This window comes from Pseudarthrobacter sp. TRD_SC_9 (assembly GCF_055361265.1).
This window is the reverse complement of record NZ_CM143956.1, coordinates 1647908-1663637: the sequence shown is the minus strand read 5'-3', so window position 1 is coordinate 1663637 and position 15730 is coordinate 1647908. Positions and strand designations below refer to the sequence as shown.

At 64.4% G+C, this 15730-nt stretch carries 11 protein-coding genes; 6 read left to right on the top strand and 5 right to left on the bottom strand.

The window, feature by feature from the left end; all coding sequences use genetic code 11:
* Window positions 1-5: 5 nt before the first annotated feature.
* A complete protein-coding gene (locus ACWA13_RS07785; RefSeq protein ID WP_463937561.1) occupies window positions 6-359 on the bottom strand; it encodes an Rv2175c family DNA-binding protein in 354 nt (117 codons plus the stop codon).
* A 261-nt stretch (window positions 360-620) separates the two neighbouring features.
* Here ACWA13_RS07785 and ACWA13_RS07780 point away from each other — a divergent pair, with 261 nt between their 5' ends.
* Together ACWA13_RS07780 and ACWA13_RS07775 are read left to right on the top strand one after the other, a co-directional pair.
* Window positions 621-2012, top strand: coding sequence for a LysM peptidoglycan-binding domain-containing protein (locus ACWA13_RS07780; RefSeq protein WP_463937560.1), 1392 nt, complete (start codon window positions 621-623; stop codon window positions 2010-2012).
* Window positions 2013-2150: 138 nt separating this feature from the next.
* On the top strand, window positions 2151-4340 hold the full coding sequence (locus ACWA13_RS07775) for a Stk1 family PASTA domain-containing Ser/Thr kinase (protein WP_463937559.1): 2190 nt from the start codon (window positions 2151-2153) through the stop codon (window positions 4338-4340).
* A gap of 78 nt (window positions 4341-4418) precedes the next feature.
* Here ACWA13_RS07775 and ACWA13_RS07770 read toward each other — a convergent pair whose 3' ends face one another.
* Together ACWA13_RS07770 and ACWA13_RS07765 are read right to left on the bottom strand one after the other, a co-directional pair.
* A complete protein-coding gene (locus ACWA13_RS07770) occupies window positions 4419-5810 on the bottom strand; it encodes a class II 3-deoxy-7-phosphoheptulonate synthase (protein ID WP_463937558.1) in 1392 nt (463 codons plus the stop codon).
* 71 nt (window positions 5811-5881) lie between these two features.
* Entirely contained in the window at window positions 5882-6646 is a 765-nt protein-coding gene (locus ACWA13_RS07765; RefSeq protein WP_463937557.1) for a lysophospholipid acyltransferase family protein, read from the bottom strand.
* Between the two features lie 110 nt (window positions 6647-6756).
* Here ACWA13_RS07765 and ACWA13_RS07760 point away from each other — a divergent pair, with 110 nt between their 5' ends.
* From ACWA13_RS07760 to ACWA13_RS07750, 3 genes are read left to right on the top strand one after another with little or no spacing between them, the layout of a single operon-like run.
* Window positions 6757-7605 carry an alpha/beta hydrolase gene (locus ACWA13_RS07760; protein ID WP_463937556.1) on the top strand — a complete coding sequence of 283 codons (849 nt, stop codon included), beginning with the start codon at window positions 6757-6759 and terminating at the stop codon, window positions 7603-7605.
* On the top strand, window positions 7583-8371 hold the full coding sequence (locus ACWA13_RS07755; protein WP_463937555.1) for an alpha/beta hydrolase: 789 nt from the start codon (window positions 7583-7585) through the stop codon (window positions 8369-8371). The genes ACWA13_RS07760 and ACWA13_RS07755 overlap by 23 nt, the downstream gene beginning before the upstream one ends.
* Window positions 8368-8958, top strand: a complete 591-nt coding sequence (locus tag ACWA13_RS07750) for a hypothetical protein (RefSeq protein ID WP_463937554.1) — start codon at window positions 8368-8370, stop codon at window positions 8956-8958. The genes ACWA13_RS07755 and ACWA13_RS07750 overlap by 4 nt, the downstream gene beginning before the upstream one ends.
* A gap of 5 nt (window positions 8959-8963) precedes the next feature.
* Here ACWA13_RS07750 and ACWA13_RS07745 read toward each other — a convergent pair whose 3' ends face one another.
* Complete coding sequence (locus tag ACWA13_RS07745) at window positions 8964-10067, bottom strand: ROK family glucokinase (protein WP_463937553.1); 1104 nt, start codon at window positions 10065-10067, stop codon at window positions 8964-8966.
* A 158-nt stretch (window positions 10068-10225) separates the two neighbouring features.
* Here ACWA13_RS07745 and ACWA13_RS07740 point away from each other — a divergent pair, with 158 nt between their 5' ends.
* Entirely contained in the window at window positions 10226-12034 is a 1809-nt protein-coding gene (locus ACWA13_RS07740) for an AMP-dependent synthetase/ligase (protein ID WP_463937552.1), read from the top strand.
* A gap of 89 nt (window positions 12035-12123) precedes the next feature.
* Here the strand turns inward: ACWA13_RS07740 and ACWA13_RS07735 are convergent, their stop codons facing one another.
* Window positions 12124-15519, bottom strand: coding sequence for a pyruvate carboxylase (locus tag ACWA13_RS07735; RefSeq protein ID WP_463937551.1), 3396 nt, complete (start codon window positions 15517-15519; stop codon window positions 12124-12126).
* Between the last annotated feature and the right edge of the window lie 211 nt (window positions 15520-15730).

The window sequence follows — 15730 nt, the reverse complement described above, 5'->3', positions numbered from 1 at the left end:
AGCTGCTACCAGGCCAGCGTCTGGGCGCGGCGTCGGATTTCAGTCTTGCGGCCCTCGCGGAGGGCATCAATGGGCCTTCCACGCAGGGATTCGTCAGGCGTGAACAGCCAGGTGATGAGGTCTTCATCTGAATATCCGGCGTCCGACAACACCACGATAGTTCCCCTAAGGCTGTCCACCACTTCACCGTCCTGGACGAAGGCGGCCGGAACTTTACGGATATTCCTGTCGCCAACGCGCAGAGCCGCGAGGGACCGCTCATCCAACAGGCTGTGAACCCGGGTGATGGAAACATTCAGGAGTTTGGCGACATCTGGCAGGGGCAGCCATTCGCCCACAAGGCTTTCGATATTACTCACGACATAAGGTTGCCATGCCCCCTGCCCGGGCGCCTAGTCGGAGCCCGGCTGGGGCCGTGTCAAAGCCCGACACACCGCCTGATCAGGGATTTCTTCAGAAAGCCAATTCTTGTGCTAGCGGTAAATTCGTGAGACATTCACATTAATCACTTTAACAACTTCAGTAACATGAGTAACAGCAGTGCCCCGAACCCGCGCTCGAAGATACCAGTCACCAACACGTGCCAGCAGCAGCCCGGCCGAGAAGAGGAACCTCCTTCCATGACCCCGTCACGTCTGCCCCAACAGCCGAACCGTCCACGTCTGCCCCTCATGGCCGCGGCTACCGCTGCCCTTCCCGCCGTGATGCTTTCCTCCCTGGCGCTGGCCCAGCCTGCCCAGGCCCAGTCACCGGCCCGGTCGCTGCCCGCCTCGCTCAATGCGGCAATCAAGGCGCAGACCCAGGCTGCAGTCGCAAAGACGACTATTCCCGCGTCTGCCGTCTCTTCTGCCCTGCCCAAGGCCTTCCTGCCGGCCGCGCCCTCCACCCCTGGCGACTACACGGTGGTCCGTGGCGATACAGTAACGGCCATTGCCGCGAAATTCGGCCTGAACACAGCCGAAGTACTGTCCCTGAACAATCTCTCGCCCAACACGCTGATCTATCCGGGCCAGAAGATTAAGCTCACCGGCCAGCCCGGGTCCTCGACGACGGCGCCAACAGCCGCCCCAACGGCAGCGCCGGCGCCAGCCGGGACCGCCAGCTACACCGTCCGCGCCGGGGACACACTAAGTGGCATCGCTGCCAGGCACGGGGTGTCCTTGTCCGACCTCCTGAGCTGGAACCAGCTCTCACCCGCGAAGTTCATCCACCCGGGCCAGCAGATCAAGGTATCCAGCCAGCCGGGAGCGCCAGCATCCGCGCCGGTACCCGGACCCGCACCAACAGCCGCGCCGGCGCCCACGCCGGCCCCCGCCCCCGCCGGGGCCGCCAGCTACACCGTCCGCGCCGGGGACACATTGTCCGGCATCGCCGCTAAGCATGGCGTGTCCCTGTCTGATCTGCTGAGCTGGAACCAGCTCTCAGCCACCAAACTCATCCACCCCGGCCAGCAGATCAAGGTCTCGCCTGCCGGCGGTGCCGCCCCCGCCGTCGCCCCGCTTCAGCCGGCGTCCACCGTAGCGCCGCTGGTTCCCAGTTCCTTCCTGGGCTTCGAGTACCCCGCAGCCGTCGTGAGTTCGGCGAACGAGAATAAGGCACTCCTCAATGCCTCACCAGTTCCCAGCCGGGACGAGATGCGCGCGATCGTCGCAAGCACAGCCCGCTCCATGGGTGTGGATCCTTCGCTGGCACTGGCCTTCGCCTTCCAGGAATCGGGCTTCAACCAGCGCGCCGTTTCGCCGGCAAACGCCATCGGCACCATGCAGGTGATTCCCAGTTCCGGGGAATGGGCCTCAGACATGGTGGGCCGCCGCCTGAACCTGCTCGATCCCCACGACAACGCCACGGCCGGCGTTGCCATTATCAGCAGGCTGCTGGCCACCAGCAACGGCATGGAAAATGCGATCGCCGGCTACTACCAGGGGCAGTACTCGGTCAGCAAGAACGGCATGTACGACGACACGAAGGCCTACGTGGCAGCCATCCTGGCGCACCAGAAAAACTTCCAGTAACCGTCGGGGCGGGCCGCCTGCCACAAAGGTTGATCGGCCCGTCCATCGCTTGCCGGCCGGTGCAGCGGAACAATAACGATACGGTCCGGGCCCGTCTGTCGGCTGGGGCCCTGATCCAGTCAGGATTAGGATCGTAAGGTGCAGGAAAACCTCTATGACAGCCTGGTGGGAACGGCAGTGGATCATCGCTATGCCATCCGCTCCCGCATTGCCCGCGGCGGCATGTCCACTGTCTACCTGGCCACGGACCTCCGACTTGACCGTGACGTTGCGCTGAAGGTTCTGCACCCGCATCTGGCCCACGACCAGAACTTCCTGGACCGGCTGGGGCGTGAAGCGAAGGCGGCAGCAAGGCTGTCCCACCCCCACGTTGTTGGAATGCTTGACCAGGGCCATGACGGCAACACGGGGTATCTGGTCATGGAGTACATTGACGGCCACACCCTGCGTGACGTGATTACCGAGAAAGGCGGGCTGACCACGCGGCTGGCACTCGCGCTGATAAGCCCTGTCGTCGAAGGGCTGGGTGCTGCCCACCTGGCCGGTCTTATTCACCGGGACGTCAAGCCGGAGAATGTACTCATTGCCAAGGACGGCCGGATCAAGATTGGCGACTTCGGCCTGTCCCGCGCTGTGACCACATCCACCAGCACGGGCGCGCTGCTGGGCACCGTTGCCTACATTTCCCCTGAGCTGGTGCTCGGCAAGCCGGCAGACGCGCGCAGCGATATCTACTCTGCGGGAATCATGCTGTACGAAATGCTCACAGGCCGGCAGCCCTTCCAGGGCGATGTCCCCATCCAGGTGGCCTACCAGCATGTTAACGGCGTGGTCCCGCCGCCGTCGCAGCTGGTGCCGGGGCTGGCCGCAGACGTTGACGAGCTGGTTCAGTGGTGCACGGCTAACGATCCCGAAAACCGCCCGGTAGACGGGCTGGCTCTCTTCGAGGAGCTAAGCCACATCCGCACGCGCCTGACAGACGAGGAACTCGACGCCCAGCCTGCCGCCGCGACGGCCGGCCACCAGGTAGCCAAACCTGTCCAGACCCCAAGCCGCGCCATGCCCCCCGCTCCATCCCGGCCGCCCGGAACGGAACCGCAGCAACACACCGAAGTCATCTCTGCCACCAGCAATCCCACGGCTATCTTCCCCGCCAACGCCGTGAGGGCAGGCGCCCCCTACCTCCCAAGGGAGTACCCCACCGCACAGATCGAGTCTGTTCACGGACAATCCGAGAGGCCGGGTGTATCCGGGCCACAAGTGCCGCCATCCGACATGGGTGCAGGTAGTGGCTGGCCCGGCCCGTACGCAGGACAACCGCCGCTTGCTCCGGACCCCCGGCGACCGCTGGGCAAACGCGCGCAAAAGAAGGCTGCCCGGGAAGAGGACAAGGCCCGTTCCAAAGCAGCCGCCACGCCGGTGCGGAACCTCCGCGAAGGAAACCCCCGCCGTCGTGGGGTGCTTTGGGTTATTGTCCTGATCCTGGTGGCCGCACTGGCTACTGGAGCTGGTTGGTTCTTCGGAATGGGACCCGGCTCTCCTGGCGTCATCCCCCAACTGGTCAACAAAACAGAGGACGCCGCTAAGCTCGAGCTTACCGAAGCAGGCTTCCAGTACAGCACCGCCCGTGCCTTTGACGACGCCGTACCCTTGGGTCACGTTATCGGCACGGAACCGCCCGGGGGTACTGAAATCCGGCGCTTCGAACTGATCTCGCTGATCGTCTCCCGGGGCCCGCAGCTGTTCCCGCTTGAAGATCTAACCGGCGGCTCGCTGGATGAGGCAAAATCCACGCTTAACAGCATGGGAATGGCACTGGGGCCTGTCACCGAGGTCTTCAATGAGACTGTGCCTGCGGGGACCGTCCTTAGCCAGGACCCGGCGCCCGCCACCGAAGTCCGCCGCGGCACTCCCATTGCCCTGACGGTTTCCAAGGGACCGGAACCCATCGCGGTCCCGGTCGTCACGGGGATGGAGAAGGACGCTGCGGAGGACGCAATCGAGGCCGTTGGCCTCGAAGCCGAGGTAGTGAACGAGGTCAATGACCGGAACGTGCCCGAGGACAACGTGGTGGCGCAGTCGCCGGCCAATGGCACCCTGGTGCGTGGTGGAACAGTGGAACTGACCATCTCCAAGGGACCGAAAATGGTGAAAGTACCCAATTTCGTGGGCAAGCAGGCCAACGTGGCCGCGGCCGAGCTCAGGCGACTGGGCTTCGACGTCAGAATCAACGAGGTCCTGGGCGGATTGTTCGGCACTGTCCGCGCACAGGAACCCGGAAATAAGGAACTCCCCGAGGGCTCGGTCATCACCCTGACAGTGGTTTAGTTCCCTTAGCAAAACTGCGCCTGCCCCTTCCGGAGTCCGGGAGCGGCAGGCGCAGTTCTTTGACGCTGTCTTCGGTGGTTACTTCTTGGAAAGCGCCCCTGCAACCAGGAAGGCCATCTCAAGGGACTGCATGTGGTTGAGCCGCGGATCGCACACCGATTCGTAGCGGTCCAGGAAGGCATCCTGGTCGATGGGGTCGGCGCCGCCAAGGCATTCGGCGACATCGTCACCGGTCATCTCGACGTGCAGGCCGCCGGGTACCGTTCCCAGTGCCTGATGCACTTCGAAGAAGCCGCGCACCTCGTCAATGACGTCGTCGAAATTCCGGGTCTTGTAGCCGTTCGGCGACGTGACGGTGTTGCCGTGCATGGGGTCGGTGACCCAGAGGACCTGGGCGCCGGAGGCTGTGACCTTTTCGACGACGGCGGGCAGCTTCTCGCGGATGTTACCGGCACCCATCCGCGTGATGAAGGTCAGGCGCCCAGGTTCGCGGTTGGGATCAAGCTTGTCGATGAGGCGCAGAGCATCGTCTCCGCTGGTTCCGGGGCCCAGCTTGACGCCGATCGGGTTGCGTACCCGGGACAGGAAATCCACGTGTGCGTGGTCCAGTTCGCGGGTGCGTTCACCGATCCAGAGGAAGTGAGCTGACGTGTCGTACGGCAGGCCGGTCCGCGAATCGATGCGGGTGAGCGCGCGCTCGTAGTCCAGGAGCAGGGCTTCATGGCTGGCGAAGAACTCCACCCTCTTGAGGGCCTCGAAGTCAGCGCCACAGGAGTCCATGAACGTGATGGCACGGTCGATCTCGCGGGCCAGGGATTCGTAGCGTGCATGGGCAGGGTTTTCCGTGAACCCCTTGTTCCAGTGGTGGACCAGGCGGAGGTCGGCAAAACCACCTTGCGTGAAGGCACGGATCAGGTTCAGCGTGGAAGCGGACGTGTGGTAGGCGCGGAGCATGCGGGAGGCATCGTGGCCGCGGGATTCCGGGGTGAACTCGTAGCCATTAACAATGTCCCCGCGGTACGCCGGCAAGGTGACACCTTCGCGGGTCTCGTCGTTAGAGGAGCGCGGCTTGGCGAACTGCCCGGCCATCCGCCCCATCTTGATGACGGGCATGGCCGCCCCGTACGTGAGCACTACCGCCATCTGGAGGATTGTGCGGACGCGGGCGCTGATCTTGTCAGCCGTGGCGGCCTCGAATGTTTCGGCACAGTCTCCGCCCTGGAGCAGGAACGCTTTGCCCTGCGCGGCGGCGGCGAGGCGGTCACGAAGGATGTCCACTTCACCGGCGAAGACCAACGGCGGCACCACCGATAGTTCACGCACCGAGGCGTCAAAGACCGCTTTGTCCTGCCAGTTGGGCTGCTGCGAAATGGGCAGATCACGCCAGTGATCAAGCCCTGGATAGTCTGCGGCGCCGCTCTGGGCGGTACTGGACAGGGAAAAGACAGGTTTTGCGGATAGCTCAGTCACTATACAAGAGTAGTATCCTCCGGCGGGATCTGCGTACAGGTGCCGTCATCAGGGGTACCCTGACGTCATACTCAGCTACCGGCGTCGGGCGTTCCTGGTGGGTCGGCAACGATTCCTGAGTCAGGGCCGGAGCCGGGATCCGGACCGGCAGGACCAGCCCCGCTGAGCCGCAGCTTGACGACGGCGGCGTACTCGTCCACGTATTCCTGGCCGGAGAGGCGCATCAGCCGGGACATGATCTGGTCGGTCACCTCGCGTTGCACTGCACGGTCCTCCGACTGGCCCTGGTACTGGCTGAAATCCAGCGGTTCGCCGAAAATCATGCCAATCCTGCGGATGTTAGGCAGCCGCTTGCCGATGGGCTGGACCTTGTCAGTGCCGATCATGGCTACCGGGATTACCGGTACCCCGGCTTCCAGGGCCAGCTTGGCCACGCCGACCTTGCCACGGTACAGGCGGGCATCCGGGCTGCGCGTTCCTTCGGGGTAGATTCCCAGCAGGCCGCCGTTGCGCAGCACGTCCATGCCGGCGTTGAGCGAGACGGCCGAAGCGGCTCCTCCCGAGCGGTCCATGGGCAACTGGTTGGTCAGGCGAAAGAACATCGCCGTGAGGCGGCCCTTAATGCCGGTCCCCGTGAAGTACTCAGACTTGGCGAGGAAAACCACTGGCCGCCGCACCATCAGCGGCATAAAAATGGAGTCCGAAAAAGACAGGTGGTTTGACGCCAGGATTGCCGCTCCATGCTCCGGAATATTGTCCAGGCCCTTGACCCATGGCCTGAAAAGTAACTTGAGGACCGGCCCGAGGAAGATCCTTTTCATGACCCAATAAAACACGCGACGCACCTCTCCGGACGGCAGCAGCCCGGCTCAACAGGCCGCTGGGCGGGAATCCACTGCCACCCTACTCTAGTGAGAATTGCATCGAACAGTGACACGATGGAGCCATGATGGAAAGCAGCGAGCAGCGAACCCCGGCCGGGTTCAGCTACCCCGGCCATGGCGCCAATGCTTCGATCGGTATTGCCGTTTGCCACGGCTTTACCGGCAGCCCACTGAGCATCCTGCCCTGGGCCGAACACCTGGCCGGCCAGGGCTTCGCGGTCTCCGTCCCGCTGCTGCCGGGCCACGGAACCAATTGGCAGGAGCTGGCAGGTTCACGCTGGCGCGATTGGCACCTTACCTTCGAAGAGGCCTACCTGGAACTGGCAGCCACCACACGGACGACCTTCGTGGCCGGACTGTCGATGGGCGGCGCCATTGCCCTGTTAACAGCCTCGCGCCATTCGGTGGCCGGGGTTTCAATCGTAAATCCGGGCCTGAGCTTTTACGACAGACGGGTCCGGATGATCGGCGTCCTCAAGCACTTCCAGCGGACCACCATGCCGATCGTGGAAGAGAATGTCACCGCGGCGCCCACTGATGACGGCGACTACTCACGTACTCCGCTGGCTGCGGTCCACGAGCTGAAAAAGTTGTTCGGTGCGGCCACGCGCGCCCTCCGCAGCGTAACGGCGCCCGTGCAGGTGTTCCGCTCCCTGACCGACGTCGTGGTACCTCCCACTTCCCTTGCGATCCTTCAACGTGGACTTCCAACGCCACCAACGGTCATCGACCTTCCCGCCAGTGGGCACGTGGCGACCCTGGACGCCGATGCCGCCACGATTTTCGCCGGTTCGGTAAATTTCTTCCTTCACCAGGCGGGTCGTGGCACCCAACCTTCAACGGGAAATAAAACCGAGCCTTATGTCCAGGAATCAACGAAGGAACCCGGTGAAAGTAATTCCCGACCATAGCCCCTTCAGCAGTGCCTTTCGGGGCGAGGGTCCCGCCGTGGGTGTTGTACTGTCCCATGGCTTTACCGGAAGCCCGCACGGGCTCAGAAACTGGGCCACCGCGCTGGCCGACGCCGGATTCGCTGTGCGGATGCCGCTGCTCCCTGGCCACGGCACTACGTGGCAGGAACTCGCCCGGACAAACTGGCGGCAGTGGCATGAGGCCGTAGACAACGCGTACCTGGAACTCGATGCCGAATGCGGGCAGGTGTTCTCGGCCGGGCTCTCCATGGGAGGGGCCCTGGCCCTCCGGCTGGCCGCCACCCGGCCAGTTGCGGGCGTACTGCTGGTTAACCCTGCGCTGCGGATTGACGATCCCCGGTCCTCATTGGCGGGGCTGCTGAAATTTGTCCTGCGGAGCACACCCGCCATCGCCAATGACATCATGAAGGAGGGGATCGACGAAGGCGCGTATCCCCGGACGCCGGTAGCGGCGGCACACCAGCTGCACCTGATGTTCAAGGACACGGTCCGACTGCTGCCCAGAATTGCGGCGCCGGTTCGCGTCTTCCGCTCCACCGTGGACCACGTCGTCTCGGACGCCTCCATGAACCTGCTGCGCGACCGCCTTACCGGAGCCCCGTTGGACGTAAGCTACTTGGAAAACAGCTACCACGTGGCCACCCTGGACAACGATGCCGCCAGCATCTTTACCGGCTCCGTGGACTTCATTCGTCGCCAGGCCGCAACCGGCCAGGCAACACTTCCGGAAGGCACGGCAGGATGAACAGACCGGATCCAGGATCACCTGATCAGGGCGCCAACCAGGACGACGCCGTCTGGCTGGATCTGGTGTCGCGGCTGCAGGGAGAGCCGCAGACTCCGCCGCATGAGCAGGATGCTTCGGCGACTTCCGGTACGGAGCAGGCATCTGGAACACCGGAACCACCGTCTGCGGGCCCCTTGCCGCCAGACGCCTCTACCGGTGCTCGCCGGCCCGGATTCGCCGACTTCGACCCCTTGGGCCTCGCTGGTTCTGCCCGCCGTGAGCCGTCCGCCGCGGAGCGTGCCCAGGCAGCCGGATCTATGGGCCCTGTTGGGCCAGGGCCGCGTGACTATGCAACCGATGACGCCGGGGACGAATTCGTGCCGGAAGAGCCACCCAGCCTTGCAGGGACAGAGCCGCTGACCATGCTGGCCTGGCTCGGAGCGCTGGGCGGACCGATCACGTTGCTGCTGTTCGCGATGTTCTGGCGAGCGGCGCCGCTCCTGGCGATCCTGGGTGTTATCGCGGCTTTCGTTGCTGCCGTTGGCTACCTCATCATGCGGCTGCCCCATGACAAAAACGACTCGGACGACGGCGCCCGCGTCTAGGAGTGTCAGCGCCGGCTGCGGCTGCTGACACGGGAAAGGTCCGCCGCGCCGATCAGTCCGGCGCTCGGCCCAAGTGCCGCACGTTCAATCGTGGCGGCCGGCCGGAAACCACGCCCCGTGAGGTTGCGTGTGAAGGCTCTCCGCGCAGGTTCCAGCAGTAGGTCACCGGCCGAACAGAGTCCCCCTCCGATGACGAACATTCCGGGATCGAGGGCGGCTGCCAGGTTCGCCAGGCCCAGCCCCAGCCATTCGCCGACGTCTTCGATCAGTTCAATGCAGGCGGCATCCCCGGCTAGCGCAAGCTCCGTCACGACGGCACCCGTGATCCGTTCCGGATCTCCTTGGACTGCGGCCAGGAGCTCCCTGGCGATCGGCGAGTTGGCTTCCGCCAGCGCCCTCGCTTCGCGGCCCAAGGCGTTGCCGGACGCGTATTGCTCCCAGCAACCACGGTTTCCGCACTGGCAGCGGTGGCCGCCGGGCATCATGATCTGATGGCCGAACTCCCCCGCGACGCCATACATGCCCCGTTCGACCCTGCCATCCATCACCATGGCGCCGCCGATGCCCGTTCCAAGCGTGATGCATACCAGTCGGCGCTGCCCCTGGCCGCGGCCGAACCGCCATTCGGCCCAAGCGGCAGCGTCGGCATCGTTACTGATAAACACAGGACGCCTCAGGAGCCGCTGGAGGTTCGCCCGCAACGGTTCATTCCGCCAAGCCAAATGGGGGCTGAAAAGGACAGTACCGCCGTCGACGTCCATCCATCCCGCAGCGCCGATCCCTACGGTACCCACCCGGTACTGCGATGCCAGTTCCCCAACGAGCTCCACGATCACGTTTTCGACCGCCCGCGGGTCGTTCCCAGGCGTGGACCTCCGGGCCCCGCTGAGGATCCTGCCGCTGGCGTCGACAACTCCTGCGGCCACCTTGGTGCCACCGATGTCGATGCCGATGGCCAGGCCGCGCCGCCCCAGCCGGAGGCGGGGACCGGACGGTCGGCTCCCGGCGAGCGGGGACACTGCGAGGGGCGCCGGAAGGCGGGACTTCCGCCGCCAGCCGCCGGGGCGGAGATTGGTTCCGGGGTCCTCCCCAGGAAGCGTGGCGCTCATAGTTCTTCAGTCTAGGCGGCGTGTCGCCCGAATCCGCTGGTCAGGTCGTTGACCTGCTTGTTACTGGCCAGTAGCTTTTAACTCTGCACATGCGCTGCACCTGCGTACTAGTCTTAGACCAGTAGTCGCAAGGGCAGTCTGATATCAAAGGAGCTACAGTGCGCGAATCCAGTGTTCCGCCCCTGGTTGTTGTCCCGCCGGAGACGAACATTACTGACCTGGTGGTCAAGCAGGCCGAAAAAGCCAGCAACCCTGCCCTTTTCTCCAAAATTGGTTCTTCCGGCACGTGGGAAGACATCCGCGCCCGTGATTTCCTGGCGGACGTTTCGGCACTTGCCAAAGGCCTGATGGCCAGCGGTGTAGGCCCGGGCGACCGCGTGGGCATCATGTCAAGGACCCGCTATGAATGGGCGCTGGTGGACTTCGCGATCTGGTTCGCGGGCGGTATCTCGGTCCCCATCTACGAAACCTCCTCGCCTTCCCAGGTCGCCTGGAACCTTGGCGACTCCGGTGCCGTCGCTGCTTTCGGTGAGACCGCCCACCACGAGAACATCATCCGCCAGGCGGCAACCTCTGAAGGGCTTTCGGCACTGCAGCACGTGTGGCAGCTGGAAGGCGCCGGACTTGACGCCTTGCGCCAGGCGGGCACGGGAATCGACGATGCGGAACTGGAAGCACGGCGCAGTGCAGCCAACCTCGCCGACGTCGCCACCATCATCTACACCTCAGGGACCACCGGCCGGCCGAAGGGTTGTGAACTCACCCACGGCAACTTCGTCGAACTCTCCGAGAACGCCCTGGCCATCCTCAGCGACGTGGTCAATGAAAATGCCAAGACCATCATGTTCCTGCCCCTCGCGCACGTCTTCGCCCGGTTTATCTCAGTGCTGGCCGTAGCCGCGGGAGCCACCGTAGCCCACACTCCGGACATCAAGAACCTGCTGGCGGACCTGCAGAGTTACCAGCCCACCTTCATCCTGGCGGTGCCACGAGTATTCGAGAAGGTCTACAACTCGGCATTGACCAAAGCGGAGGACGGTGGCAAGGGGGCCATCTTCCACAAGGCGGCGGACACCGCCATCGCCTACTCCAAGGCGCGCGAGTCCGGCCGGATCGGCCTTGGGCTCAAGCTCAAGCATGCTCTGTTCGACAAGCTCGTCTACGGCAAGCTCCGTGCCGCCATGGGCGGCAATGTGGCACATGCGGTCTCCGGCGGCGGGCCCCTGGGTGAACGGCTGGGACACTTCTTCCAAGGCATCGGACTGCAGATCCTCGAAGGTTACGGGCTCACCGAAACCACAGCACCCGTCTCGGTCAACACTCCGTCCCGGATTCGGATCGGCACCGTGGGCAAGCCGCTGCCCGGCAACTCGGTCAGGATTGACGACGACGGCGAGATCCTGGCCAAGGGCGTCTGCGTAATGAAGGGCTACTACAAACGCGAAGACCTCACAGCGGAAACCTTTACTGACGGCTGGTTCAGGACCGGGGACATCGGGCAGTTGGACGACGAAGGCTTCCTGCGCATCACCGGCCGCAAGAAGGAAATCATCGTCACTGCCAGCGGCAAGAATGTAGTCCCCGCACTGCTGGAAGATCAGATCCGCGCTGACGCACTGGTTTCCCAGGTGCTGGTAGTAGGTGACAACCGTCCGTTCATCGGCGCGCTGGTCACCCTTGATCCGGAGGCACTCCCCGGCTGGCTTCAGCGCCATGGCCAACCTGCTGACACCACCATGGACCAGGCTGCGGAAAACGCCGTGGTAAAGGCCGCCGTGCAGGAACTCATCACCAAGGCCAACGACTCGGTTTCCCAGGCCGAAGCCATAAAGTCCTTCCGGATTGTGCCGTCCGACTTCACCGAGGCGTCCGGTCACCTGACGCCATCGATGAAGGTCAAGCGCGCACAGGTGGCCAAGGACTTCGAAACGGTCATCGAAGAGATGTACGCGGCGCCGCGGGTCTAGAATCCTGCACCTGGCAGGCTCGATCACCAATGCAAAAAGGAGGCCCAACCGGTGCAAACCCGGTTGGGCCTCCTGTTTTAGTTGACCCTTTACTCCACGACGAGCAGCAGGTCGCCGCCCTGCACCTGCTCGATTTCAGCGACCGCGAGCCGGGAAACCTTGCCGCCCACCGGCGTCGTGATTGACGCTTCCATCTTCATGGCCTCGATGGTGGCCACGGTGTCCCCGGGGTTGACTTCGTCGCCCGGACGTACGGTGAGCGTCACGGCGCCGGCAAACGGCGCCGCTACGTGGCCCTTGTTGGCCGGGTCTGCTTTTTCTGCTGCCTTGACGTTGCTGTCCACCGACTGGTCGCGGACCACTACGGGACGCGACTGGCCGTTGAGCTTGCACATTACTGTGCGCATACCCTTCTCGTCCGGCTCGGATACTGCTTCAAGTTCAGCGATCAGGCGCACGCCGCGCTCGAGCTGGATCACGTGTTCCTGGCCGAGCTGCAGGCCATACAGGTAATCGCGGGTGTCCAGAACCGAGACGTTGCCGTAGGTTTCCTGACTCTTCTCGTAGTCCTTGGTGGGGCCGGCGAACAGCAGTCGGTTCAAGGTCCGCTGCCGGGTCTTGGAATCCCCCGCCAGGGCTTCGCTGTCCTCGGGGCTCAGCTCGGCGTCGCGCACCTTGACGGTACGCCCCTGCAGGGCCTTGGTGCGGAACGGCTCAGGCCATCCTCCGGGAGGGTCGCCCAGTTCGCCTGACAGGAAGCCAATCACAGAGTCCGGGATGTCGTAGTTCTGCGGATTCTCGTTGAAGTCGGCGGGATCGGCGCCGAGGCCTACCAGGTGCAGGGCGAGGTCGCCCACCACCTTGGACGAAGGCGTGACCTTGACCAGGCGCCCAAGGATCCGGTCCGCCGCCGTGTACATGTCCTCAATGGCTTCGAACCGTTCGCCCAGGCCCAGCGCCATCGCCTGCTGACGCAGGTTGGAAAGCTGCCCGCCGGGGATTTCGTGCTGGTAAACGCGGCCTGTGGGGCCCGGCAGTCCGGACTCAAAGGGAGCGTAGACCCGGCGCACTGCTTCCCAGTAGGGCTCCATGGAACTGACCGCGGCCAGGCTGAGGCCAGTATCACGCGGGGTGTGCTCCAGGGCGGCCACCAGGGCTGAGGCCGATGGCTGGCTGGTGGTTCCAGCCAGTGAAGCGGCAGCGACGTCCACGGCGTCCACTCCGGCGTCGACCGCTGCAAGCAGGGTGGCGAGCTGTCCACCGGCGGTGTCGTGGGTGTGCAGGTGGACTGGCAGGTCGAACCGTTCACGGAGGGCAGCAACAAGCTTGGCGGCCGCGGCGGGACGCAGGAGCCCTGCCATGTCCTTGATGGCCAGGATGTGTGCCCCGGCGTCGACGATCCTCTGCGCCAATTCCAGGTAGTAGTCCAGCGTGTAGAGCTGCTCTGCCGGGTCCAGCATGTCGCCGGTGTAGCAGAGTGCCACCTCGGCGACGGCGGTTCCGGTAGCCCTGACAGCGCGGATTGCCGGGGCCATCTGGTTGACGTCATTGAGGGCATCGAAGATGCGGAAGATGTCGATGCCGGTAGCTGCAGCCTCATTGACGAAGGCTTCGGTGACTTCCTCCGGGTACGGCGTGTAGCCCACGGTGTTGCGGCCGCGCAGCAGCATCTGCAGGCACACGTTGGGCATGGCCTTCCGCAGGGCGGCCAGCCGGTCCCAGGGGTCCTCGCCCAGGAACCGAAGTGCGACGTCGTAGGTGGCACCGCCCCATGCTTCCACCGACAACAGTTCGGGCAGGAGGCTGGAAACGGCCGGACCTGCCGCCAGGAGGTCGCGCGTCCGGACACGGGTGGCCAACAGGGACTGGTGCGCGTCGCGGAAGGTGGTGTCCGTGACCGCGACAGCGCTCTGTTCGCGCAGTGCCCGGGCGAACCCTTCCGGACCGAGGTCCAGGAGCCGCTGGCGGGATCCCGGCGGCGGTGTTCCTTCGGGCAGTGCCGGCAGCTTCCGGGCGGGGTCGGTCATGACCTTGAGTTCGCCGTTGGGCTTGTTGACGGTGACCTCTGCAAGCCAGGTCAGCAGCTTGGTGCCGCGGTCAGCGGAGACGCGGGACTTGAGCAGCTCCGGGCGCTCGTCAATGAAGGAGGTGGCGATATTGCCGGCAACGAATTCGGCATCATCAAGGACCGCCTGCAGGAACGAAATGTTCGTGGACACACCGCGGATTCGGAACTCAGCCAGGGCGCGGCGTGCGCGGGCTACGGCCGCAGGGTAATCGCGTCCACGGCACGTCAGCTTCACCAGCATGGAGTCGAAGTGCGGGCTGATCTCGGCACCCGAGTAGACGGTGCCGCCGTCGAGCCTTACACCGGCGCCGCCGGCGGAACGGTAACCGGTGATCTTTCCAACATCGGGGCGGAACCCGTTGGCGGGATCCTCGGTGGTGATGCGGGACTGCAACGCAGCGCCGCGGAGCTGCACGGTGTCCTGCGAGAGGCCGAGGTCTGCCAGCGTCTCCCCCGAGGCGATCCGCAGCTGGGCCTGCACCAGGTCGACGTCCGTGACTTCCTCGGTGACTGTGTGCTCCACCTGGATGCGGGGATTCATTTCGATGAAGACGTGCTGGCCTGCCCGCTCGCCCACGGTGTCCACGAGGAACTCCACGGTGCCGGCATTGACGTAGTTGAGGGCCTTCGCGAACTTGACGGCGTCACGGTACAGTGCCTGCCGGATACCCTCGTCCAGATTGGGTGCCGGAGCGATTTCGATGACCTTCTGGTGGCGCCGCTGGATGGAACAGTCGCGCTCGAACAAGTGCATGACATTGCCCTCGGCGTCGGCCAGGATCTGCACTTCGATGTGCCGGGGGCGGAGTACTGCCTGCTCAAGGAACATGGTGGGATCACCGAAGGCCGCGTCCGCCTCACGCATGGCGGCCTGCAGGGCATCGGGAAGGGCCTCACGGGTGTCAACACGGCGCATCCCGCGGCCACCACCGCCGGCTACAGCCTTGGCGAAGATGGGGAAGCCGATTTCATCAGCCGCGGCAATGAGCTCGTCCAGGTCCTTGGACGGCGCACTGGACTTCAGGACGGGCACGCCAGCGGCCTTGGCTGCTGCCAGGGCGGTTACCTTGTTGCCGGCCAGTTCCAGGACCTCGGCGGGTGGTCCGACAAAGGTGATTCCCGCCGCCGCGGCGGCCCGCGCCAGATCCGGATTCTCGGAGAGGAAGCCGTAGCCGGGGTAGATGGCGTCAGCCCCGGCTTCCTTGGCCACCCGCACCACTTCTTCCACGTCCAGGTACGCACGGACCGGGTGTCCCTCTTTACCGATCAGATAGGCCTCGTCGGCCTTCTGGCGGTGAATGGAGTTCCTGTCCTCATGCGGAAACACGGCGACAGTCTTGGCGCCCAGTTCATAGCCGGCGCGAAAGGCGCGGATGGCAATTTCGCCACGGTTGGCCACCAGAATTTTAGAAAACATGCTGCTCCTGCATCATTGCGGGTGGATCGGTAGGTGGTCACAGTGTCTAAGACGGCTGCGGTCAAACACAAATGCTTGTGGTCACCGTCACATCCACAACCGTCATGTGCGCAGCACAATCCGGAACACGCGTCGCGGCGGCCTCACCAGTCTGCCATGCCGGGGCAGCCAAAGCGCCGATTCGCTGACAGGTCAACATATGATGGGGATG

What these genes read in the sequence shown, in the direction of transcription:
- ACWA13_RS07735 (WP_463937551.1), bottom strand. Translation starts at nt 15,519, where the DNA reads ATGTTTTCTAAAATTCTGGTGGCCAACCGTGGCGAAATTGCCATCCGC.
- ACWA13_RS07750 (WP_463937554.1), top strand. Translation starts at nt 8,368, where the DNA reads ATGAACAGACCGGATCCAGGATCACCTGATCAGGGCGCCAACCAGGAC.
- ACWA13_RS07745 (WP_463937553.1), bottom strand. Translation starts at nt 10,067, where the DNA reads ATGAGCGCCACGCTTCCTGGGGAGGACCCCGGAACCAATCTCCGCCCC.
- ACWA13_RS07760 (WP_463937556.1), top strand. Translation starts at nt 6,757, where the DNA reads ATGATGGAAAGCAGCGAGCAGCGAACCCCGGCCGGGTTCAGCTACCCC.
- ACWA13_RS07780 (WP_463937560.1), top strand. Translation starts at nt 621, where the DNA reads ATGACCCCGTCACGTCTGCCCCAACAGCCGAACCGTCCACGTCTGCCC.